The sequence below is a fragment of the Pseudomonas sp. BLCC-B112 genome, from assembly GCF_028550695.1.
Classification (GTDB): Bacteria; Pseudomonadota; Gammaproteobacteria; order Pseudomonadales; family Pseudomonadaceae; genus Aquipseudomonas; species Aquipseudomonas danubii.
On the sequence record NZ_JAQQGK010000001.1, the window covers coordinates 1,024,450 to 1,044,318 of the forward strand.

20 protein-coding genes are annotated in these 19,869 nt (G+C 61.0%); 10 read left to right on the forward strand and 10 right to left on the reverse strand.

Annotated features, from left to right (window positions below):
* Window positions 1-11 precede the first annotated feature (11 nt).
* Complete coding sequence (locus tag PQT43_RS04730) at window positions 12-149, reverse strand: hypothetical protein (protein WP_162884115.1); 138 nt, start codon at window positions 147-149, stop codon at window positions 12-14.
* Window positions 150-1,176: 1,027 nt separating this feature from the next.
* Here PQT43_RS04730 and PQT43_RS04735 point away from each other — a divergent pair.
* Entirely contained in the window at window positions 1,177-2,598 is a 1,422-nt protein-coding gene (locus PQT43_RS04735) for an amino acid permease (RefSeq protein WP_102864062.1), read from the forward strand.
* A gap of 201 nt (window positions 2,599-2,799) precedes the next feature.
* On the forward strand, window positions 2,800-3,213 hold the full coding sequence (gene arfB, locus PQT43_RS04740; RefSeq protein WP_065363350.1) for an alternative ribosome rescue aminoacyl-tRNA hydrolase ArfB: 414 nt from the start codon (window positions 2,800-2,802) through the stop codon (window positions 3,211-3,213).
* Here arfB and PQT43_RS04745 read toward each other — a convergent pair.
* The 7 genes from PQT43_RS04745 to PQT43_RS04775 all read right to left on the reverse strand — a co-directional run bounded on the left by PQT43_RS04745 (window position 3,210) and on the right by PQT43_RS04775 (window position 7,863).
* Complete coding sequence (locus PQT43_RS04745; protein WP_102878835.1) at window positions 3,210-4,409, reverse strand: MFS transporter; 1,200 nt, start codon at window positions 4,407-4,409, stop codon at window positions 3,210-3,212. The genes arfB and PQT43_RS04745 overlap by 4 nt on opposite strands.
* A 117-nt stretch (window positions 4,410-4,526) precedes the next feature.
* On the reverse strand, window positions 4,527-4,709 hold the full coding sequence (locus PQT43_RS04750; protein WP_102864060.1) for a hypothetical protein: 183 nt from the start codon (window positions 4,707-4,709) through the stop codon (window positions 4,527-4,529).
* Between the two features lie 89 nt (window positions 4,710-4,798).
* Window positions 4,799-4,930, reverse strand: coding sequence for a hypothetical protein (locus PQT43_RS04755; protein WP_258009278.1), 132 nt, complete (start codon window positions 4,928-4,930; stop codon window positions 4,799-4,801).
* A gap of 202 nt (window positions 4,931-5,132) precedes the next feature.
* Window positions 5,133-6,323, reverse strand: coding sequence for an amino acid aminotransferase (locus PQT43_RS04760; protein WP_272753559.1), 1,191 nt, complete (start codon window positions 6,321-6,323; stop codon window positions 5,133-5,135).
* Window positions 6,323-6,679 (reverse strand): 4a-hydroxytetrahydrobiopterin dehydratase, encoded by a 357-nt coding sequence (locus PQT43_RS04765; RefSeq protein WP_007930096.1) that lies wholly within the window; start codon window positions 6,677-6,679, stop codon window positions 6,323-6,325. The genes PQT43_RS04760 and PQT43_RS04765 overlap by 1 nt, the downstream gene beginning before the upstream one ends.
* 69 nt (window positions 6,680-6,748) lie before the next feature.
* On the reverse strand, window positions 6,749-7,540 hold the full coding sequence (gene phhA, locus PQT43_RS04770; protein WP_102864057.1) for a phenylalanine 4-monooxygenase: 792 nt from the start codon (window positions 7,538-7,540) through the stop codon (window positions 6,749-6,751).
* Window positions 7,537-7,863, reverse strand: coding sequence for a hypothetical protein (locus PQT43_RS04775; protein ID WP_268562638.1), 327 nt, complete (start codon window positions 7,861-7,863; stop codon window positions 7,537-7,539). The genes phhA and PQT43_RS04775 overlap by 4 nt, the downstream gene beginning before the upstream one ends.
* Between PQT43_RS04775 and PQT43_RS04780 the strand changes: the two genes are divergently transcribed.
* Complete coding sequence (locus PQT43_RS04780; protein ID WP_060838115.1) at window positions 7,846-9,408, forward strand: sigma-54-dependent transcriptional regulator; 1,563 nt, start codon at window positions 7,846-7,848, stop codon at window positions 9,406-9,408. The two genes, PQT43_RS04775 and PQT43_RS04780, sit on opposite strands and share 18 nt — an antisense overlap.
* A gap of 54 nt (window positions 9,409-9,462) precedes the next feature.
* Here PQT43_RS04780 and PQT43_RS04785 read toward each other — a convergent pair whose 3' ends face one another.
* Both PQT43_RS04785 and PQT43_RS04790 read right to left on the reverse strand, forming a co-directional pair.
* Window positions 9,463-10,185, reverse strand: a complete 723-nt coding sequence (locus tag PQT43_RS04785; RefSeq protein ID WP_110652176.1) for a TylF/MycF/NovP-related O-methyltransferase — start codon at window positions 10,183-10,185, stop codon at window positions 9,463-9,465.
* Window positions 10,182-11,048, reverse strand: coding sequence for a hypothetical protein (locus tag PQT43_RS04790; protein WP_102878839.1), 867 nt, complete (start codon window positions 11,046-11,048; stop codon window positions 10,182-10,184). The genes PQT43_RS04785 and PQT43_RS04790 overlap by 4 nt, the downstream gene beginning before the upstream one ends.
* A 332-nt stretch (window positions 11,049-11,380) precedes the next feature.
* Here PQT43_RS04790 and PQT43_RS04795 point away from each other — a divergent pair, with 332 nt between their 5' ends.
* From PQT43_RS04795 to PQT43_RS04825, 7 genes are all read left to right on the forward strand, one after another.
* The gene (locus PQT43_RS04795) at window positions 11,381-12,121 is read left to right on the forward strand and encodes a flagellar basal body rod protein FlgF (RefSeq protein ID WP_102864054.1); all 741 of its coding nucleotides are present in this window, start codon (window positions 11,381-11,383) and stop codon (window positions 12,119-12,121) included.
* 45 nt (window positions 12,122-12,166) lie between these two features.
* Window positions 12,167-12,952 (forward strand): flagellar basal-body rod protein FlgG, encoded by a 786-nt coding sequence (flgG, locus tag PQT43_RS04800; protein ID WP_102864053.1) that lies wholly within the window; start codon window positions 12,167-12,169, stop codon window positions 12,950-12,952.
* A gap of 61 nt (window positions 12,953-13,013) precedes the next feature.
* Complete coding sequence (gene flgH, locus PQT43_RS04805; RefSeq protein WP_102864052.1) at window positions 13,014-13,709, forward strand: flagellar basal body L-ring protein FlgH; 696 nt, start codon at window positions 13,014-13,016, stop codon at window positions 13,707-13,709.
* A 15-nt stretch (window positions 13,710-13,724) separates the two neighbouring features.
* Window positions 13,725-14,834 carry a flagellar basal body P-ring protein FlgI gene (locus PQT43_RS04810; protein WP_016963126.1) on the forward strand — a complete coding sequence of 370 codons (1,110 nt, stop codon included), beginning with the start codon at window positions 13,725-13,727 and terminating at the stop codon, window positions 14,832-14,834.
* Between the two features lie 10 nt (window positions 14,835-14,844).
* Window positions 14,845-16,110: a flagellar assembly peptidoglycan hydrolase FlgJ gene (flgJ, locus tag PQT43_RS04815; RefSeq protein WP_102878840.1), complete on the forward strand. Its 1,266-nt coding sequence runs from the start codon at window positions 14,845-14,847 to the stop codon at window positions 16,108-16,110.
* Window positions 16,111-16,120: 10 nt separating this feature from the next.
* Complete coding sequence (gene flgK, locus PQT43_RS04820; protein WP_102878841.1) at window positions 16,121-18,172, forward strand: flagellar hook-associated protein FlgK; 2,052 nt, start codon at window positions 16,121-16,123, stop codon at window positions 18,170-18,172.
* A gap of 13 nt (window positions 18,173-18,185) precedes the next feature.
* Window positions 18,186-19,754 carry a flagellar hook-associated protein 3 gene (locus tag PQT43_RS04825; protein ID WP_110595146.1) on the forward strand — a complete coding sequence of 523 codons (1,569 nt, stop codon included), beginning with the start codon at window positions 18,186-18,188 and terminating at the stop codon, window positions 19,752-19,754.
* Window positions 19,755-19,869 lie beyond the last annotated feature (115 nt).

The window sequence follows — 19,869 nt, forward strand, 5'->3', positions numbered from 1 at the left end:
GTCCGGGCGCCTTACATCGGCCACATCGCCGTGCCGAACGGCACCACCGCCTCGGCCTGCATCATTTCCACGGCCGCATCGTGGGTTGCCGCTTCGAACCAATCGTCCAGTTGCAGTTCGGTTTCCAGGTCTTGTTCCAGTGTTTGCATGGTGACTCTCCTAGATGACATAGGGCACAGCAGTCCATTGGCGGAACGGATCAACAGCGGCGAACGGGATGGTTGCGAGGGCTGCTCATCCACTCCTCGTACTTGTCGGATGAGGCATCCGGCAAGTGGCTGGAAACCTAGTTCAGGGGATTTTGAAGTGCAAAAAAATAATTAGATTATTTTCTACTGAACTTTATTTTCTATTTCAGGGGCGGAAATATATCACCTGAAAACAAAAAGCTAAGGCTTTTTCCGATGTGGGATGGCGTGCGCGTCAATTTGCAGTCGCCGCGCTGGTCGATCTGGTTTGGCAAATTCACGTTACGCACTGTAAAGAAAGTTTTACGAAATCCTCCGTGTTTCGCCCTGAATCGGCCAAGGCCCGGACGCTGTAAGGAAAAGCTGCCGCCGGGCATCGGTTAATCCGCTCGCCAGAGCTCTGGCCCGCTTGTTCCAGGGCGCCAAGGCAGGTGAGATGCACACCTGCCTGCGTACAGGTGCATAACAAGAAGGAGGCGCAATGAACGCCGTAACCGACTTTCACCGACACCCTTCGAAGGGCGATGGTCATCGCACCTTCATCGACGACCCCACTCGGTCCGTCCAACTTTGCGCCGCCGATGCCGAGCATCGAGCAGGCCCCTCAGGATCCCGGTTACCGGCACGCTGATACAGCGGTGTCTGGCGGCAGGGGGTCAGGGGTGTACAATGCGCGGCGTTTTAACTGTGACCCAACTGCGTACCCGCGCACTTTGCGTCTGCGCCGCGTGTTTCAGCCTGCTCCCAGGGCGCTGAAGACACTGCTGCCGGGCCAATAAACTCAAGGTTATCCACCTTGTTCACTCCGCCGCGTCACGAGCGTGGTGGGTTCGATTTCGTCACAGATAAAAACAAACAGGTGACGCATGACCGTTAGAAAAACGCTGAACTTCGGGTGCCTGCGCTGGGGTTTGCTCCGCGCCGCTTAAGCCTTCACCGGGCGGCAACGTCTTGCAAACATCATCAAACCTTGCGTGAGAACCTTTTCATGAGTGGACAAAACTCGCATTCGGGCGAGCTGAAACGCGGCCTGAAAAATCGCCATATTCAACTGATCGCCCTGGGTGGCGCGATCGGTACCGGTTTGTTCCTGGGGTCGGCCGGGGTGCTCAAATCCGCCGGTCCGTCGATGATCCTCGGTTACGCCATCTGCGGTTTCATCGCCTTCATGATCATGCGCCAGCTGGGCGAGATGATCGTTGAAGAGCCGGTGGCCGGTTCTTTCAGTCACTTCGCCCATAAGTACTGGGGCGGCTTTGCCGGTTTCCTTTCCGGCTGGAACTGCTGGATTCTCTACATCCTGGTGGGCATGTCGGAACTGACTGCGGTCGGCAAGTATGTGCATTACTGGTGGCCGGAGGTGCCGACCTGGGCCTCGGCGGCGGTGTTCTTCGTGATGATCAACGTCATCAACCTGGCCAACGTCAAGGTGTTCGGCGAGGCTGAGTTCTGGTTCGCCATCATCAAGGTGGTGGCCATCGTCGGCATGATCGCCCTGGGCAGCTACCTGCTGGTCAGCGGTAACGGCGGCCCGCAGGCATCGGTGAGCAACCTCTGGTCCCATGGCGGCTTCTTCCCCAACGGCGTCAGCGGACTGGTGATGGCCATGGCGATCATCATGTTCTCCTTCGGCGGCCTGGAAATGCTCGGCTTCACTGCTGCCGAGGCCGACAAGCCGAAAACCGTGATCCCCAAGGCCATCAACCAGGTGATCTACCGCATCCTGATTTTCTACATCGGCGCCCTGGTGGTGCTGCTGTCGCTGACCCCGTGGGACACCCTGCTGGTGACCCTGAATGCCTCTGGCGATGCCTATAGCGGCAGTCCGTTCGTCCAGGTGTTCTCGATGCTGGGCAGCAACACGGCAGCGCACATCCTCAACTTCGTGGTCCTGACTGCAGCGTTGTCGGTGTACAACAGCGGCACCTACTGCAACAGCCGCATGCTGTTGGGCATGGCCGAGCAGGGCGATGCGCCGAAAGTCCTGGCCAAGATCGACAAGCGCGGCGTGCCGGTGCTGTCGATCCTCGCCTCGGCGGTGGTGACCTTCGTTGCCGTGGTGCTCAACTACCTGATTCCCCAGCACGCCCTTGAGCTGCTGATGTCCCTGGTGGTGGCAACCCTGGTGATCAACTGGGCCATGATCAGCTACTCGCACTTCAAGTTCCGCCAGCACATGAACCGTACCGGTCAGACCTCGCTGTTCAAGGCGCTGTGGTACCCCTACGGCAACTATGTCTGCCTGGCGTTCGTGGTGTTCATCCTCGGCATCATGCTGATGATTCCAGGCATTCAGATCTCGGTGTACGCGATCCCGGTGTGGGTGGTGTTCATGTGGGTCTGCTACCTGATCAAGAACAAGCGCAGTGCTCAGCACTCGCTGCAAGCAGCCAGCACTGCGCTGAAGTAAGCGCGGCCTCGGCCATGACAGACCCGGCTCCGGCCGGGTTTTTCATGCCTGTGATCTTTGTGGGAGCGAGATCGCTTTCGTCGGCCAGTCGGCTCCTGCATGGGAGCTGCCTGTTGCAGGTGCTGGCTTGCCAGCGAACAGGTCCGCAAGAGCGTGGGGAATGGGGGTATCCTGTGCACCCTGAAGACGGATTCCTGTTCCATGCTGGTGATTTCCAACAACGTGCATCTGCCGGATGCCGAGATCGAGCTGACCGCCATCCGCGCCCAGGGCGCCGGTGGTCAGAACGTCAACAAGGTGTCCAGCGCAGTGCATCTGCGCTTCGATATTCCTGCCTCGTCCCTGCCACCTTTCTACAAGGAGCGCCTGCTGGCGCTGCGCGACAGTCGCATCACCAGTGACGGCGTGATCATTCTCAAGGCCCAGCAGTACCGCACCCAGGAGCAGAATCGCGCCGATGCCCTGGAGCGTCTCACCGAGCTGATCCTCAGCGCCGTCAAGGTGGAAAAGAAGCGCCGCCCCACCAAGCCGACCCTGGGCTCGAAGAAGCGCCGCCTGGAGACCAAGGCCAAGCGCGGCAGCATCAAGGCTGGCCGCGGCAAAGTGGACTTCTAGCGGTTCGAACGTTCCTTACGCTGCTTGGGGGCCTGGTGATACAGGTACAGGCTTAGCAGCAGGCCGCAGCACGCGGCGATGGCGGCAAACAGGAAGATCGAGGCAAAGCCGAAACCGCCGGCAATCGCCCCGGCCAGTGGTCCGGTGATGCCCAAAGACAGGTCGATGAACAGCGAGTAGGCGCCCACCGCCGCGCCACGGCTGGAGGCCGGCACCAGATTGACCGCTTCCACGCCCAGTGCCGGGAACACCAGGGAGAAGCCAAAGCCGCTCAAGGCCGCGCCGGCCAGGGCCCAGTTGGCATCGGGGGCCAGCCACAGCAGGAGCAGGCCGAGGGTTTCCACCGACAGGCAGGCAATGGCCACGCGAAAGCCGCCGAGGCGGTTGATCAGGTTGCCGAACAGCAGGCGTGCACCAATGAAACTGGCGCCGAACAGGCTCAGGCACAGCACCGCGTTGGACCAGTGCTGGGTCGTGTAATACAGGGTGATGAAGGTGGCGATGGTGCCAAAGCCGATGGAGCCCAGGGCCAGGCCGCAACCGTGAGGGAAGACTTTGCCCAGCACATGGATGAACGGCAGGCGTTCCCCGGCGACTATCGGCGCGGCGAGTTTTGGCCAGGCCAGTAGCAGGCCGAGCACCGCCAGCAGAATGATGCTTACCCCCATGCTCCACAGGCCCAGGCGGTTGACCAGCCAAACCCCCAGGGGCGCGCCGATGGCCAGGGCGCCATAGCTGGCGATGCCGTTCCAGGAAATCACCTTGGCGGTGTTCTGTGCGCCGACCCGGCCGATGCCCCAACCAATCGACCCCGAGCCCACCAGGCTTTCCGCGCTGCCCAGTACCAGGCGGCCGATCAGCAGGCTGATCAAACTCAGGGTCGGCTGACCCTGCAGCCAGGCGGAAAGCAGCATGAACACGCCGCTCAGGCCGCAGCCGGCCAGGCCGTACATGACGGCGCGCTTGCAGCCCAGGTTGTCGATGATGCGTCCGGCGTAGGGACGGCTGAGGAGGGTGGCCAGGTATTGCACGCTGATCACCAGGCCGGCGATCACTGCGCCAAACCCCAGGTCGCTATGGACGTAGCCTGGCAGTACCGCCAGGGGAATGCCGATATTCAGGTAGCCAATAAAGGTGAACAGGACGATGGAGACGACTTGCAGCGTGACCGTCAAGGGGCGCTGGGTATCTGGCATGGGGATGGGTCCACTGCGACAGCTAAATAGATAGGCTGCTTATGATACCGATGTGGACGGGGATGCAGGGGCAGAAATCGACGCGTTGTTCAGAACGTCCCTGGTTGAGGGATTGAGTCAGGCGTCTTTGGCGCTCAGCAGCTGAGTGGTGACCAGAGCGGCCAGGGCATTTTCCTGGGTGCCGAAACGGGCCAGCAGGGCGGCCTGTTTTTCCGGGCTGAGGCGATTCCAGATCTCGATCATTTTTTCCGCAGTACCCAGCAGTACGCTGGCTTGGGTTTCGCTGAAGGAGTCGGTCATGGTTCGGCAGGGGCTCGGGGGGGGGAAGATTCAGGCGGTGTGGAAAGCGCTTGAGTAGCGCTTTCCACACGGTCTGGTTACAGCTCTTTTCAGTCTTCGCTGTCGGCCTTGCGGCTGTCGGCGGCTTCTTGCACTACAGGCTTTTCGGCACTGGCTTGTGGCGTGGTTGTCTGCTCAGTTTCGTGCAGGCTTGGGAAGGGGAGATTCGGGATCTCATGCATGTCGTTGCTCCTCGCAAAGTCTGTTTTTTAAATCGCTGGGTAGGTCCGCGCTTTTAAAAAGCCTGGGCAGGATACAGCACTGGAAATGACAAAAAGATTTTTATCGCGATTTCGGGATGAAAGGACAAAGCGGCGGCAGGAACCGGCTTGCCAGCGAAGGCACCCTCAGGGCCTCCCGCGCCGGCAAGCACGCGCTCTGCTTTTAGACGACCCGAGCGATCGCCTCAGCCAGCAGGTTCAGGCGCGAAGCGTCGATTCCGGCCACGTTGGCCCGGCCGGAACTGACCATGTACACGCTGTGGTGTTCACGCAGTTCCTTGACCTGAGACGGGCTCAGGCCGGTGTAGGAGAACATGCCGCGTTGCACGCCGATGTGGGCGAAGCGCTCGGCCAGTCCATAGGGCTGCAAGGCTTCCAGCAGGCCGGCGCGCAGTTGGGCGATGCGCTGGCGCATGGCTTCCACTTCGTCGGCCCAGAGGCTTTTCAGCTCCGGGTCGCCGAGGATGGTGGCGACTACTGCGGCCCCATGATCCGGTGGTGTGGACCACAGGTTACGGGCGATATGGGCCAGTTGACTGCGCACGTCGATGAGTTTTTCGGCGTCCCGGGTGCAGACGATCAGGGCCCCGGTGCGATCGCGGTACAGGCCGAAGTTCTTCGAGCAGGAACTGGTGATCAGTACTTCCGGCACTTCGGCGGCGAACAACCGCACCGCCCAGGCATCCTGTTCCAGGCCGTCGCCAAAGCCCTGGTAGGCGAAGTCGATCAGCGGCAGCAGGTTGCGCTTGCGCACCACCTCCAGCACCCGTTGCCAGTCGGCCTGGCTCAGGTCGAAGCCGGTGGGGTTGTGGCAGCAGGCGTGCAGCAGCACCACGTCGCCCTCGGGCACCCGGTTCAGGGTGTCCAGCATGGCCTCGACGTCCAGGCGGTTGTCGCTGCCCACGTAGGGGTAGTGACTGACCTTGACCCCCGCTGCGGCAAAGATGGTTTCGTGGATCGGCCAGGTCGGGTTGCTCAACCAAACGCCGCGGCCCGGCAGGCACTGGGCGATGAAGTCGGCGCTCAGGCGCAGGGCGCCGGTGCCGCCGGGGGTCTGGGTAGCACCGGCGCGCTGCGCGGCGATGAGTGGCGAATCACTGCCCAGTACCAGTTCATTGATTACCTTGCCGAAGGCCGCGTCACCGTGGCCTCCGATGTAGGTCTTGGTGGTCTGGCGATCCACCAGGCGCTGCTCCGCCAGCTTCACCGATTGCGGGATCGGCGTCAGGCCCTGAGCATCCTTGTAGACCCCCACGCCGAGGTCGAATTTGCGCGGATTGGGATCGTTGGCGTAGGCCTCCATCAGGCCGAGAATCGGATCGCCGGGTACGCGACCGATGGCATCGAAATGCATTACTTGCGTCCTTCTGCGGTCTTGGCCACTTCGTCGGTGCGGGCGGCCATGATGAAGTCGTTGCGGTGCAGGCCCTTGATCGAGTGGCTCCACCAGGTCACGGTGACTTTGCCCCATTCGGTGAGCAGGCCCGGGTGGTGGCCTTCGGCCTCGGAGATCTCGCCCATGGCATTGGTGAAGGCCAGGGCGAATTTGAAATTCTTGAACAGGAAGACTTTTTCCAGCTGCATCACGCCGTCACGAACTTCGATGTTCCAGTCGGGGATCTGCTTGATCAGTACCGGCAGTTCTTCGTCGCTGACCTGAGGGGCATCGGCGCGGCAGGCTTCGCAATGGGCTTGGTTCAGAGCGGTCATGGTGTATTCCTGAGTTCGATTCTTGTTGGAAGTTACTATCTTTCGCAGCCGCCCGCGAGGGCGGGCTGCTCAGGCCGCCTTGGGTTTTGGCGGGAATTTGGGGGCGTGCAGGCCCAGCTGCATGCCTTGGTGAACCAGGGCCATGATGTCTTCATGGGCCAGGTCGAACAGGCGCTTTAGGTTGGGCAGGGCAAAGTAGATGGGTTGCAGGATGTCGATGCGATAAGGCGTGCGCATGGCTTCCAGCGGATCGAAGGCCTGGTGCTCCGGCTCTTCGGACAGGCTGTAGACGGTTTCCTTGGGCGAGGAGAGGATGCCGCCGCCGTAGATGCGTCGTCCGTCCGGGGTGTCCACCAGGCCGAACTCGATAGTCATCCAGTACAGACGCGCCAGGTAAACGCGCTCTTCCTTGGTGGCTTGCAGGCCGAGCTTGCCGTAGGTGTGGGTGAATTCGGCGAACCAGGGATTGGTCAGTAGCGGGCAGTGGCCGAAAATCTCGTGGAAGATGTCCGGTTCCTGCAGGTAGTCCAACTCTTCAGGAGTACGAATGAAGGTCGCCACCGGAAAGCGCTTGCTGGCCAGCAGTTCGAAAAAGGTCTGGAAAGGAATCAGTGCCGGCACCCGGGCCACTTGCCAGCCCGTGGTTTCGCCGAGGACCTTGTTGATTTCACTCAGCTGCGGGATGCGGTCGTGGGGCAGTCCGAGCTTGTCGATGCCGTCCAGGTACTCCTGGCACGCGCGCCCCTCGATCACTTTCAACTGGCGCGTGATCAGGGTGTTCCACACCGCGTGTTCTTCGGGTGGATAGTCGATAAAACCTTGCGCGTCGGGCTCGCGGGCCACGTACTGCGTCTGCTTCATGCTGCTCTCCTGCCAGGGGATGCGTTCTTGTTATGTGTGACCCCAGTGATACCCCAGGGTGCGACGCTTTGCAGCAGCTGACTGGCGCTGACGGAGGGGGTTAGGACGTTAATTTGTAAACTAATCGTTACGGTTTTGCCCAGGGCTCCCAAGTATTGTGGGTTTTCAGGTTTGAAAAAGCCCTTTGCTGTCACATAATCTTGACGATTATCTGCGCCATCCAGCAGAAAGTTTGCAAATGCCGACGTCAAAAGCGTCGGTTTTCGGCGTTTATGCCCTCCATTATCCGCTTCGGGCCTTTCTTCATGCGTATCAAAGTTCACTGCCAGAACCGCATCGGCATCCTGCGGGACATCCTCAATCTGCTGGTGGAATACGGGATCAACGTGGCCCGGGGCGAGGTGGGGGGCGAGCATGGCAACGCCATCTATCTGCACTGTCCGAACCTGATCAACCTGCAGTTCCAGGCATTGCGCCCCAAGTTCGAATCCATCGCCGGAGTGTTTGGCGTCAAAAGGGTCGGGCTGATGCCCAGCGAGCGTCGGCACATGGAGCTCAATGCGCTGCTGGGTGCCCTGGAGTTCCCGGTGCTGTCCATCGACATGGGCGGCTCCATCGTGGCCGCCAACCGAGCGGCAGCGCAGTTGCTGGGCGTGCGGGTGGATGAAGTGCCGGGGATTCCGCTGTCACGCTACGCCGAGGACTTCGATTTGCCGGAGTTGGTGCGGGCCAACCAGTCGCGGATCAACGGGCTGCGGGTCAAGGTCAAGGGCGACGTGTTTCTGGCGGACATCGCCCCGCTGCAATCCGAGCACGATGACAGCGAGGCCATGGCCGGTGCGGTATTGACCCTGCATCGGGCGGATCGGGTTGGTGAGCGTATCTACAATGTGCGCAAGCAGGAGCTGCGGGGCTTTGACAGTATTTTCCAGAGCTCGAAAGTCATGGCAGCGGTGGTGCGGGAAGCCCGGCGCATGGCGCCCCTGGATGCGCCTCTGTTGATTGAAGGCGAGACCGGCACCGGCAAGGAGTTGCTGGCCCGCGCCTGCCACCTGGCCAGCCCTCGGGGCCAGTCGCCGCTGATGGCTCTGAACTGCGCCGGGCTGCCGGAATCCATGGCCGAGACCGAGCTGTTCGGCTATGGCCCCGGGGCCTTCGAAGGGGCTCGGGCCGAGGGCAAGCTCGGGCTGCTGGAACTGACGGCCGGCGGCACGCTGTTTCTCGATGGTGTGGGGGAAATGAGCCCGCGCCTGCAGGTCAAGTTGCTGCGTTTCCTCCAGGATGGCTGCTTCCGTCGTGTCGGCAGTGACGAGGAGGTGTACCTGGATGTGCGGGTGATCTGTGCGACTCAGGTGGATCTGTCCGAACTCTGTGCCCGGGGCGAGTTTCGCCAGGACCTGTACCACCGACTCAACGTGCTGTCCCTGCATATTCCGCCGCTGCGCGAATGCCTCGATGGTTTGACGCCCCTGGTGGAGCACTTCCTCGATCAGGCCAGTCGCCAGATCGGTTGTCCGCTGCCACGGCTGGCTCCGGCGGCCATGGAGCGCCTCAGTCACTATCACTGGCCGGGCAATGTCCGGCAGTTGGAGAACGTGCTGTTCCAGGCGGTCTCGCTGTGTGATGGCGGCATGGTCAAGGCCGAGCATATCCGTCTGCCGGACTATGGCGCCCGCCAGCCCCTGGGGGACTTTTCCCTGGAAGGCGGCCTGGAGCAGATTGTCGGTCGCTTTGAAAAGGCGGTGCTGGAAAGTCTCTATGCCGAGCATCCCAGCAGTCGGCAGCTGGGCAAGCGCCTGGGGGTTTCCCATACCACCATCGCCAACAAGTTGCGCCAGTACGAGGTCGGCAAGGAGTCGCCGGAATGAAAAAAGCCCCGCTTATGAAGCGGGGCTTTTCGTTTGGCTCGGGGCTGGCTGTCTTCAGATATGGAAGTAGCCGACACAGGAGTCAAAAGGCAGGCGCTTGAGTTCGATCTTGTTCATGTCGAACACTTCGCGCAGGGCCTTGGTTTCGCCCGGGAAGTTGCGGTAGGCGACTTCGTCGAGAACCACGATAGCGCCCTTGGGCATGTACGGCAGGAAGGTTTCCAGGGCGACCTTGGTGGGCTCGTACAGGTCGGTGTCGAGGATCAGCATGGCCACTACCAGGTCCGGACGCGACTTGACGAATTCCGGCACGGTCTTGCAGATGTCGCCCTTGACCAGCTCGCAGCGCGGGATGCGGTTCACCGGACGCAGCAGGTCGTTGGCATCGATCATGTCCTGGATCAGCGACTGGTCGGTGTCGGAGAACATGGTCTCGTTGATGTCGGCCGGGTCCTCGTCCTTGTTGATGCTGGTGAAGCCTTCGAAGGTGTCGAAGCCGACGATGGAGCGGTTGATGGCATAAGGCTCGAGGATCATCGACAGGTGCATGTAGAGCATCAGCGAGTTGCCCTTGTACACGCCGCACTCGATGATCGCCCCGGGCACATCCATGACCTTCTTGAACAGCTCCATGCGCGACAGCGCGGCGGTGACGTTGATGCGGTTGGCGAAGACGAAGGGCGCGTCGGCTACGTACTCGGCGTCGACCCGCTTGAGTACGCCGGCGCGGGTTTCGTTGTATTGGGCTTCGGCGGGGGTAAGGCGACGTTTGGTCATGGCTTGAATCCTTGGAAATTCGAGAAGTCGTGGGCGTGGAAGTAGTCTTTGAAGCCGGAGCCGACGTCGGGGCAGGCGCTGTCTACGTTGGGGGCTCCGCGGTTGTGTTTCAGGTCTTCGAGGTGCATCAGGCGGAAGTCCACGCTGAAGCGGGTGCGGTCGGTACGGTTGGGGACAGTGCCGTGCAGATGCGAGCCGGAGAACACCAGCATCTCGCCTGAGTTGCCGGCGATGCGCAGTTCAGAGCTGTCGTCGATCTCCCCGAGGGGCACCGGGTGGACCCGTACTTCTTCGGTCAGGTTGTCCTTGGCCTTGTGTCGCTGGTTGCTGATCCAGTCCTTCAGGCTCCAGTCCTTCGAGGTGTTGGCCACCGGCTTCTCGAAGTAGCTGGGGTTGATCATCATGGTCTGGTCCGGGGTGATGGTGTAGACCGGCATCCAGGTGTTGATCTGGCAATCCACGCTGCCGTACCAGCTGTCGCGATGAGGCTTGTAGGCGTAGCTGACGCCAGCGTGCAGGTAGTCGTAGTTGGGCACGACCCGCAGGCGCGGTACGTCGAAAATGTAGTCCCGAGGATCGATGCCGATCTCGTGAATGAAGCCAAGGATCAGATCCTTGACGCGCTGGCTGTTGGTGAACTGGCCCTTGAGTCGGGTAACCCGGCTGACGAACTCTTCTACCGGCATCATCGTGTGCAGAGCCTGGTGGTTGGTTTCGCCATCGAATGCCGCGGTGATGCTTTCCTTGGCGTACCCGCAGAGTTCTTTTGCGGTGGCCAGGTCAGTGTCCAGGAAGATATCCCCGGAATAGATGGCTTCCTTGAAGTCAGCTGTCTTGCGCAGCTGATTGAGGTACAGGTTCAAAGTGGTTCTCCTTGGCAGTCACTGGCTTAGGTGTCGGCCACCCCTGCGCAAACTGAAGTTGCGATAGCCAGTCACTGTGCCTAGCAAGATCCGTTCACAAAGTGTCCAGCCCGAGTGCGGAACGAACCCAGGGCGTGCGACCGAGGCTTGCCGTTAGCGGCATAAGTCCGCCGTTTTTTCGTCTCTCATTCCGCCCTGAAAAACCCGTTGCTCGCGGCAAAGCCCCGGCCTGTATGGGGAGCGCTGTTGGAAGTTAAAGTTGGTGTAGAAATTGCTTACGCCATGCTCAGTACAGTGTGGGGCGGCAAACGTCCGGCAGATGAGGAACGATTGTGGACAAGTACCTTTATGTGGCAATGACCGGCGCCAGCCAGAATGCTCTGGCGCAAAAGGCTCATGCCAACAATCTGGCGAACATCTCCACCAACGGTTTTCAGCGCGACCTGGAGCAGGCGCGCGCGATGCCGGTGTTTGGTGACAGTTTTCCGGCGCGGGCCTTTGCCATGGGGGAGCGGCCGGCAACGGATTTTACTCCCGGCTCTATGGTGGAAACCGGTCGTGACCTGGACGTGGCCGTCAGCGGCAAGGGCTGGATTGCCGTGCAGAGCCCCGATGGCAGCGAAAGCTATGTGCGTACCGGCAGTTTGAATGTCGACGCTCTGGGCGTGCTGCGTGCAGGCAATGGCATGCCGGTCATGGGCAATGGCGGTCCTATCGCCGTGCCGCCAGAGCAGAAGATCGAAGTCGGCCAGGACGGCACCATCAGCATTCGTGCCATGGGTGAAGGTCCGCGGGTCATGGCCGAGGTCGATCGCATCAAGCTGGTCAATCCGGATATCAAGAACCTGACCAAGGGCCTGGATGGGTCGATCAAGACCAAGGACGGCCAGCCGGCGCCTGCCGATGCCAATGTGCAGTTGGTCTCGGGTTTCCTGGAGTCGAGCAACGTCAATGCCGTGGAAGAAATGACCGCGGTGCTGGCCTTGTCCCGCCAGTTCGAATTGCACGTCAAGATGATGAACAGCGCCAAAGAAGACGACCAGGCCATGGCTCGGGTCTTGCAGATCAGCTAATTACCAGTATCTAGCGCCGTAAAACAGGCGCGAGAGGAGAATCGAATGCTTCCGGCTCTATGGGTTGCCAAAACCGGTCTGTCCGCCCAGGACACCAACCTGAGTGTTATTTCCAACAACCTGGCGAACGTCTCGACCACGGGTTTCAAACGTGATCGCGCCGAGTTCCAGGACCTGCTGTATCAGATCAAGCGCCAGCCCGGTGCCCAGTCGACCCAGGACAGCGAACTGCCAACCGGCCTGCAGGTCGGTACCGGTGTGCGCATTGTCGGGACCCAGAAGAACTTCACTGCCGGCAGCCTGCAGACCACCGAGCAGCCTCTGGACCTGGCCATCAATGGCCGTGGTTTCTTCCAGATCCTGCAGCCCGACGGCACCACGGCCTATACCCGTGACGGTACGTTCCACCTCAATTCCGATGGCCAGATCGTCACTGCCAGCGGTTTTGCCCTGGAGCCTGCGGTGGTTGTGCCCAACGACGCACAGACCTTCACCGTGGGTCAGGACGGCACCGTATCCATCACCATCGCCGGCAACCCGGCTTCCCAGGTGATCGGTAACCTGCAAACCGCCGACTTCATCAACCCGGCTGGCCTGCAGTCCCAGGGCAACAACCTGTTCCTGGAAACCGCCGCCAGTGGCGCGCCGCAAATTGGTACTCCAGGCCTTAACGGCTTCGGCACCACGCTGCAGAACACCCTGGAAGCGTCCAACGTCAGCACCGTTGAGGAAATGGTCAACATGATCACTACCCAGCGGGCCTACGAGATGAACTCCAAGGTGATCTCCACTGCGGACCAGATGCTCTCGTTCATTACGCAGAAGCTGTAATCAAGTCTTGAGGTCGCCACGGGTCTGAAGTGGCGCACCGGCAACATCGTGAGGAAGGGTCATGAATCGGTTTATGTGTGTTCTAGCGCTGAGTGGGAGTGCCGTGCTCGCGGGCTGTGTTGCTCCGCCGCCCAAGCCCAATGACCCTTATTACGCCCCGGTGTTGCCGCGCACGCCGCTGCCTTCCGCGTCCAACAACGGCTCGATCTACCAGGCCGGTTTTGAGCAGAACCTGTACAGCGACCGCAAGGCGTTCCGGGTGGGTGACATCATTACCATCACCCTGAACGAGCGGACCAGCGCCAGCAAGGGCGCCAACTCGGCCCTGAACAAGACCAGCTCCAACAGCATCGGCCTGACCTCGCTGTTTGGCGCTGTGCCCAATGTCAACAACCCGTTGAGCGATGGCGACCTGACGTTGAATGCCGGCTACAGCGGTAATCGCGCCACCAAGGGCGACAGTAAGGCCGCGCAGAGCAACAGCCTGACCGGTTCGATCACCGTCACCGTGGCCGATGTATTGCCCAACGGCATCATCGCGGTGCGCGGCGAGAAGTGGATGACGCTCAACACCGGCGACGAACTGGTGCGCATTGCCGGTCTGGTACGGGCAGACGATATCGCTACCGACAACACCGTCTCCTCGACCCGGGTGGCAGATGCCCGCATTACCTATTCGGGTACCGGCTCGTTTGCCGATGCTAACCAGCCTGGCTGGTTCGATCGTTTCTTCCTCAGTCCGCTGTTCCCTTTCTAGGTGATGAGAAGCCTCATGTTCAACTTCAAGCACCTGATGGCGGCGGCGTTGTTGCTGTCCACTTCCCTTGGCGTCCAGGCCGAGCGGTTGAAGGACATTGCCAGTATTTCCGGCGTGCGTTCCAACCAATTGATCGGTTACGGCCTGGTGGTCGGGCTTAACGGCACCGGCGACCAGACGACCCAGACCCCGTTCACTCTGCAGACGTTCAACAACATGCTGTCGCAGTTTGGCATCAAGGTGCCGGCCGGCTCCGGCAACGTGCAGTTGAAGAACGTCGCGGCGGTGTCGGTCAGCGCCGATCTGCCGGCATTCGCCAAGCCGGGTCAGCAGGTGGATATCACCGTTTCCTCCATCGGTAACTCCAAGAGCCTGCGTGGCGGCACCTTGCTGCTGACCCCGCTCAAGGGGATCGACGGCAACGTCTACGCCATTGCCCAGGGCAACCTGGTGGTGGGCGGTTTCGATGCCGAGGGGCGTGACGGTTCGAAGATCACCGTCAACGTGCCATCTGCCGGACGGATTCCTGGTGGTGCCTCGGTGGAGCGCGCCGTGCCCAGCGGTTTCAATCAGGGCAACAGCCTGACCCTGAACCTCAATCGTTCGGACTTCACCACCGCCAAGCGCATTGTCGACAAGATCAATGACATGCTCGGCCCGGGCGTGGCCCAGGCCATCGATGGCGGTTCGATCCGGGTCACCGCGCCTCTGGACCCAAGCCAGCGCGTGGACTACTTGTCGATCCTGGAGAATCTGGAAGTCGATCCGGGGCAGGCGGTGGCGAAGGTCATCATCAACTCCCGTACCGGCACCATCGTCATTGGCCAGAACGTCAAGGTGTCGCCGGCGGCGGTGACCCACGGCAGCCTGACCGTGACCATTACCGAAGACCCGATCGTCAGCCAGCCCGGCCCTCTGTCCAATGGCCAGACCGCTGTGGTGCCGCGTTCGCGGGTCAACGCCCAGCAGGAAGCCAAGCCGATGTTCAAGTTCGGCCCGGGCACCACCCTGGATGAGATCGTCCGTGCGGTGAATCAGGTCGGGGCTGCGCCAGGTGACTTGATGGCGATCCTCGAAGCCTTGAAACAGGCCGGCGCCTTGCAGGCCGACCTGATCGTGATTTGAGGTGAGCGCCATGGATATTCGTAAGAGCGGACTGATTGGCAGCGGCGATTCCGGGTCTTACTCCGACCTCAATCGCCTGCAGCAACTCAAGGTCGGCGACAAGAACGGCGAAGCCAACGTGCGCAAGGTGGCGCAGGAGTTCGAGTCGCTGTTCCTCAATGAAATGCTCAAGTCCATGCGCAAGGCCACCGATGTCATTGCCCAGGACAATCCGCTCAATACCCCAGCCGCCAAGCAGTACCAGGACATGTACGACCAGCAGCTGGCGGTATCCCTGTCTCGTGAGGGGGGCGGTATCGGCCTGGCCAATGTGCTGATGCGCCAGATGATGAAGAACAAACCGGCCAACCCGGGCGCGACCCATACGGCCTTGACAGCCGCGGCGCCGGTGGCTACTCCGACCCCGATTGCCGCCGGTACCACCGCCCAGGATGGTCCGTTGAGCCGGGTCAATGGTCAGCGTCCAATGTGGGCCTCGCGTGCCCAGGACCCGTTGCGCAGCACGGTGTCGCATAACGATATGGCGTTGCTCAATCAACGGCGCCTGTCGTTGCCGAGCAAGCTCACCGATCGCCTGTTGACCGGTATCGTGCCTTCGGCCGGTGCGACTGCTGACGCCTCTACCCAGAACGTTGCGCCTACCCGCAATAGCGCAGCCGCCGATGCAGTGCTGCGTGGCGAGTGGCGGGTCAACCAGGGCTACGCCGAGTCCCAGGGCAAGATGCGCGTGTATGGCCGGGCCATGGCTCAGCCGCCGCTGGCGCCGGCCAAGCGCGCCTTCAGTTCCGCAGATGATTTTGTCGCCACCATGTTGCCGATGGCGCAGCAGGCGGCCCAGCGCATCGGTATCGATCCGCGTTATCTGGTAGCCCAGGCCGCGCTGGAAACCGGCTGGGGTAAATCGGTCATGCGTCAGCAGGATGGCAGCAGCAGTCACAACCTGTTCGGCATCAAGGCCAACAAAAGTTGGCAGGGCGCTCAGGCCCGAGCGATCACCAGCGAGTTCCGCGATGGGCAGATGGTCAAGGAGACGGCGGCGTTCCGTTCCTATGATTCCTACCAGGACAGCTTCCACGATCTGGTGACCTTGTTGCAGAGCAATAATCGCTATCAAGAAGTGCTGAAGGTTGCCGATAAACCAGAACAGTTTGTTCGCGAGTTGCAAAAAGCCGGGTATGCAACGGACCCGGATTACGCTAGCAAGATTTCGCAGATAGCCAAGCAGATGAAGAACTACGAGAGCTACGCTGCGGCGGGCGTTTCCACGAATTTATAAGGTCTGAATCATGAGTTTGCTCAATATTGGGATGTCGGGGCTGGCCGCCAGCCAAACGTCGTTGGTGACTACGGGTAACAACATTGCCAACGCCGACACCGCCGGGTACTCGCGCCAGCAGACCGTGCAGGGCACCAAGGCCTCCGCTCAATTCGGCAATGTCTTCATCGGCACCGGTACCACCCTGGCGGACGTACGCCGGGTGTACAACAGCTTCCTCGATGCCCAGTTGCGCACCGCCACGTCCTTGAACAGTGACGTCGCGGCCTACCAGGGCCAGATCAGCCCGGTCGACCAGTTGCTGTCGGACAACGGCACCGGCATGAACGGCGCCCTGACCAAATTCTTCGCCTCGCTGCAGAACCTCAACGCCAAGCCTACCGACGAGGCTTCCCGGCAGTTGCTGCTCAGCGACACCCAGGCCTTGAGCAACCGTTTCAACTCGGTGTCCAGCCAGCTCAACGAACAGAACAGCAACATCAACGGCAACATGGCGAGCATGGCCGACCAGGTCAACAAGCTGGCCAATACCGTCGCCCAGCTCAACCAGAAGATTTCCGAACTGTCGACCAACGGCAACGGCATGCCCAACGACCTGTTGGATGCCCGTAACGAAACCGTGCGCCAGCTTTCGACCTTTATCGGCGTCCAGGTGTCGGAGCGTGGTTCCAGCCTCGACTTGTACTTGGGCAGTGGCCAGCCGCTGGTGATGGGCAACTCCGCCAACACTCTGGAAGTGGTGCAGGGCAAGAACGACCCGACGCGCTCCATGCTGCAGCTCAATCGCGGCACCAGCACCGTGGACATCACCAACGTCACCACCGGTGGCGAGATTGGTGGCCTGTTGCGCTATCGCAGTGAAGTGCTGGACCCGGCAATGAATGAACTGGGGCGCGTGGCCCTGGTGGTTGCCGACCAGATGAACAGCCAGATGGCCCAGGGTATCGACAAGAACGGTGAGTTCGGCGGCAACCTGTTCAACGACATCAACAGCCTGCGGATGATCAGTCAGCGCAGTATGGCCAGCGCCGCCAACAGCGCGGGCTCGGGCAACTTCGATGTGACCATCAAGGACACCGGCCAGCTGAGCACCGGCGACTACACCGTGACCTTCAGCAGCGCCACGAATTACAGCGTCAAGCGTTCCGACGGCAAGGACATGGGCACCTTCAGCACCACGACCAGCCCGGCACCCGTGATCGACGGCTTTTCGCTGAACCTCAATGGTACGGTGGCCGCCGGTGACAGCTTCAAGATCACCCCGACCCGCAATGCCGCAGCCACCATCCAGACGGAAATGACCGACGCCAAGCGCCTGGCTCTGGCTGCGCCGCTGAAGGCCGAGATCGGTGCCGGGGTCAAGAGCTCCCTGAGCATCTCTGCGCAGCCGTCCCTGGCGGTGCCGATCAACAACTACGATGCAGCCAGCAAGCTGGAAATGCAGACCGCCCTGAAGAACTCCGGCCCGGTCAAGGTGGTGTTCAATGCGGCCTCCGGCGGCAGCCAGACCTACGATTACTTTGACGCCAAGGGCGTCAAGATGGGCAGCGGCTCCATCGTGCCAGGGCAGAGCAATGTCCTGAACCTGCAGATCAAGATGCTCGATGCCAGCGGCAACCCGATCACTGACGGCGGCGCGCCACCTGTGACCAAGACCTTCACGGTGCAGATGACCGTTGCCGGTTCGCCCAATGCCGGCGACAACATGAACATTTCGGTGAATGGCGCCGGTTCTTCGGATAACCGCAACGGCCTGGCGCTGTCGGGTCTGCAGACCAAGCAGACCGTGGACACCGGTTCGGCGAGCAAGGGCATCACCCTGGTGGATGCCTACGGCAAGCTGATCGAGAACGTCGGCGCCAAGGCCAGCCAGGCCAAGCTCGACAGTGCTGCCAACGGTTCCATCCTGGCCAACGCCAAGGGTGCCCGTGACTCGCTGTCCGGGGTCAACCTGGACGATGAGACCGGCAACCTGGTCAAGTTCCAGCAGTACTACACCGCGTCTTCGCAGATCATCAAGGCTGCGCAGGAAACCTTCAGCACGCTGATCAACAGCCTTTAAGGAGTCGTAGCCCATGCGCATTTCCACCGCCCAGTATTACGAGACTTCGGCTGCCAACTATCAGAAGAACTTCTCCAACGCGATCAAGAGCGGCGAAGAGGCCAGCAGCCTGGTCCGGGTCAAGACCGCCGCCGACGATCCGGTGGGCGCTGCCCGTTTGCTGCAGCTGGGTCAGCAGGCTTCCCTGCTTGATCAGTACAAGGCCAACAGCAACTCGATCAAGGCTTCCCTGGGCCAGGCCGAGTCGGTGATGACCAGCATCAACAACGTTCTGGACCGGGCCAAGCAACTGGCCGTCGGCGCCGGCAGCGCCGGTTACACCAATGCCGACCGGCAGGCCAATGCTGCCGAGCTGGGGCAGATCGAAGAGCAGCTGCTGAGCCTGATGAACTCTCAGGACGAAAACGGCAAGTATCTCTTTGGCGGCTCCAAGGACGACGTTCCGCCGTTCAGCCGCAACTCCGATGGCACCTACAGCTACAACGGTGACCAGAGCAGCCTGAAGCTGCCGGTGGGCGACACCATGATGATGGCTGCCAACAGCACCGGTTGGGATGTGTTCCAGCAGGCGCTCAACACCAGTCGTAGCCAGGTCACCATGACCTCGCCGGTGGTGGATGATGGGCGGGTTTCCCTGTCCAATGGCCAGATGACCAACAGCGGCACCTACAACAGCCAGTTCCGCGGTGGCGAGCCTTATACCGTGTCGTTCGTCAGCGGTACCCAGTTGCAGATCCTCGATGGCAGCGGCAACGATGTGACGGCCGAGGCCAGCAAGGGCGGCGTGATCGGTACTTCACCGAATCAGACGGTGAGTTTCCGTGGTGTCGATCTGAACCTGAACATCAATCTCAAGTCCGGCGATGTCGCTGGCACGGTGCTGCCGGGGCACAGTTTCACCTTGGCGTCGAAGCCGGACACCTTCAACGTTGCACGTTCTCCGGGCAACCCGAGCATGACTCAGGTCTCGGCCGCCAGCGTGACTGATCCGGTGGCCTACAACTCGACGTTCCCGAGTGGCTCTGCCGTGCTCAAGTTCACCAGCGCCACCAACTTCGATCTGTATGCCGCGCCGCTGACGGCAGACAGCAAACCGGTGTCTTCGGGTGTGGTAGGGCCGGGCAATATCGCCACTGCGGCAGGCGTGAGCTTCACCCTGACTGGCGCTCCTTCGCCGGCCGCCAACGATCAGTTCAGCGTGGCGGTTAACACCCACGAAACCCAGAACATCCTGGACACCGTGAGTCAGTTGAAAAACGCGTTGAGCACACCCACTGACGGTGACGTCTTGGCAACCCAGAAGCAGTTGGCCGACCTCGCGTCGGGCATGGCCAACCTGGCCAGTGGTGTCGATCAGCTGTCCATCGGCATCAGCTCCATCGGTGGTCGTGGTTCGGCTTTGGCCACACAGAATGAAATCAACGAAAGTCTGGCGGCAGCCAACGTCACCACCCGTTCTGCCATCAGTGATTCCGATCCGGCCGAAGTCATGACCCGCCTGACCCTGCAGCAGACCATGTTGCAGGCCTCGCAGTTGGCCTTCAGCAAGATCACTCAGCTCGGCCTGTTCAACAAGGTCTGAGAACATGGCGTTCGAGCTGCGGCTCGAACGCCATGACCGTCGAGCCGTCAGCCGTCTTTTTTAAGCGGTTCTGCAGCCTTGGTCTTTCTGGCCAGGGCTCGCCGCTCGAGAGTTT

Coding starts and splice junctions, on each gene's coding strand:
- PQT43_RS04730 (WP_162884115.1), bottom strand. CDS start 149: ATGCAAACACTGGAACAAGACCTGGAAACCGAACTGCAACTGGACGAT.
- PQT43_RS04735 (WP_102864062.1), top strand. CDS start 1,177: ATGAGTGGACAAAACTCGCATTCGGGCGAGCTGAAACGCGGCCTGAAA.
- arfB (WP_065363350.1), top strand. CDS start 2,800: ATGCTGGTGATTTCCAACAACGTGCATCTGCCGGATGCCGAGATCGAG.
- PQT43_RS04745 (WP_102878835.1), bottom strand. CDS start 4,409: ATGCCAGATACCCAGCGCCCCTTGACGGTCACGCTGCAAGTCGTCTCC.
- PQT43_RS04750 (WP_102864060.1), bottom strand. CDS start 4,709: ATGACCGACTCCTTCAGCGAAACCCAAGCCAGCGTACTGCTGGGTACT.
- PQT43_RS04755 (WP_258009278.1), bottom strand. CDS start 4,930: ATGCATGAGATCCCGAATCTCCCCTTCCCAAGCCTGCACGAAACTGAG.
- PQT43_RS04760 (WP_272753559.1), bottom strand. CDS start 6,323: ATGCATTTCGATGCCATCGGTCGCGTACCCGGCGATCCGATTCTCGGC.
- PQT43_RS04765 (WP_007930096.1), bottom strand. CDS start 6,679: ATGACCGCTCTGAACCAAGCCCATTGCGAAGCCTGCCGCGCCGATGCC.
- phhA (WP_102864057.1), bottom strand. CDS start 7,540: ATGAAGCAGACGCAGTACGTGGCCCGCGAGCCCGACGCGCAAGGTTTT.
- PQT43_RS04780 (WP_060838115.1), top strand. CDS start 7,846: ATGCGTATCAAAGTTCACTGCCAGAACCGCATCGGCATCCTGCGGGAC.
- PQT43_RS04785 (WP_110652176.1), bottom strand. CDS start 10,185: ATGACCAAACGTCGCCTTACCCCCGCCGAAGCCCAATACAACGAAACC.
- flgG (WP_102864053.1), top strand. CDS start 12,167: ATGCTTCCGGCTCTATGGGTTGCCAAAACCGGTCTGTCCGCCCAGGAC.
- flgH (WP_102864052.1), top strand. CDS start 13,014: ATGAATCGGTTTATGTGTGTTCTAGCGCTGAGTGGGAGTGCCGTGCTC.
- PQT43_RS04810 (WP_016963126.1), top strand. CDS start 13,725: ATGTTCAACTTCAAGCACCTGATGGCGGCGGCGTTGTTGCTGTCCACT.
- flgJ (WP_102878840.1), top strand. CDS start 14,845: ATGGATATTCGTAAGAGCGGACTGATTGGCAGCGGCGATTCCGGGTCT.
- flgK (WP_102878841.1), top strand. CDS start 16,121: ATGAGTTTGCTCAATATTGGGATGTCGGGGCTGGCCGCCAGCCAAACG.
- PQT43_RS04825 (WP_110595146.1), top strand. CDS start 18,186: ATGCGCATTTCCACCGCCCAGTATTACGAGACTTCGGCTGCCAACTAT.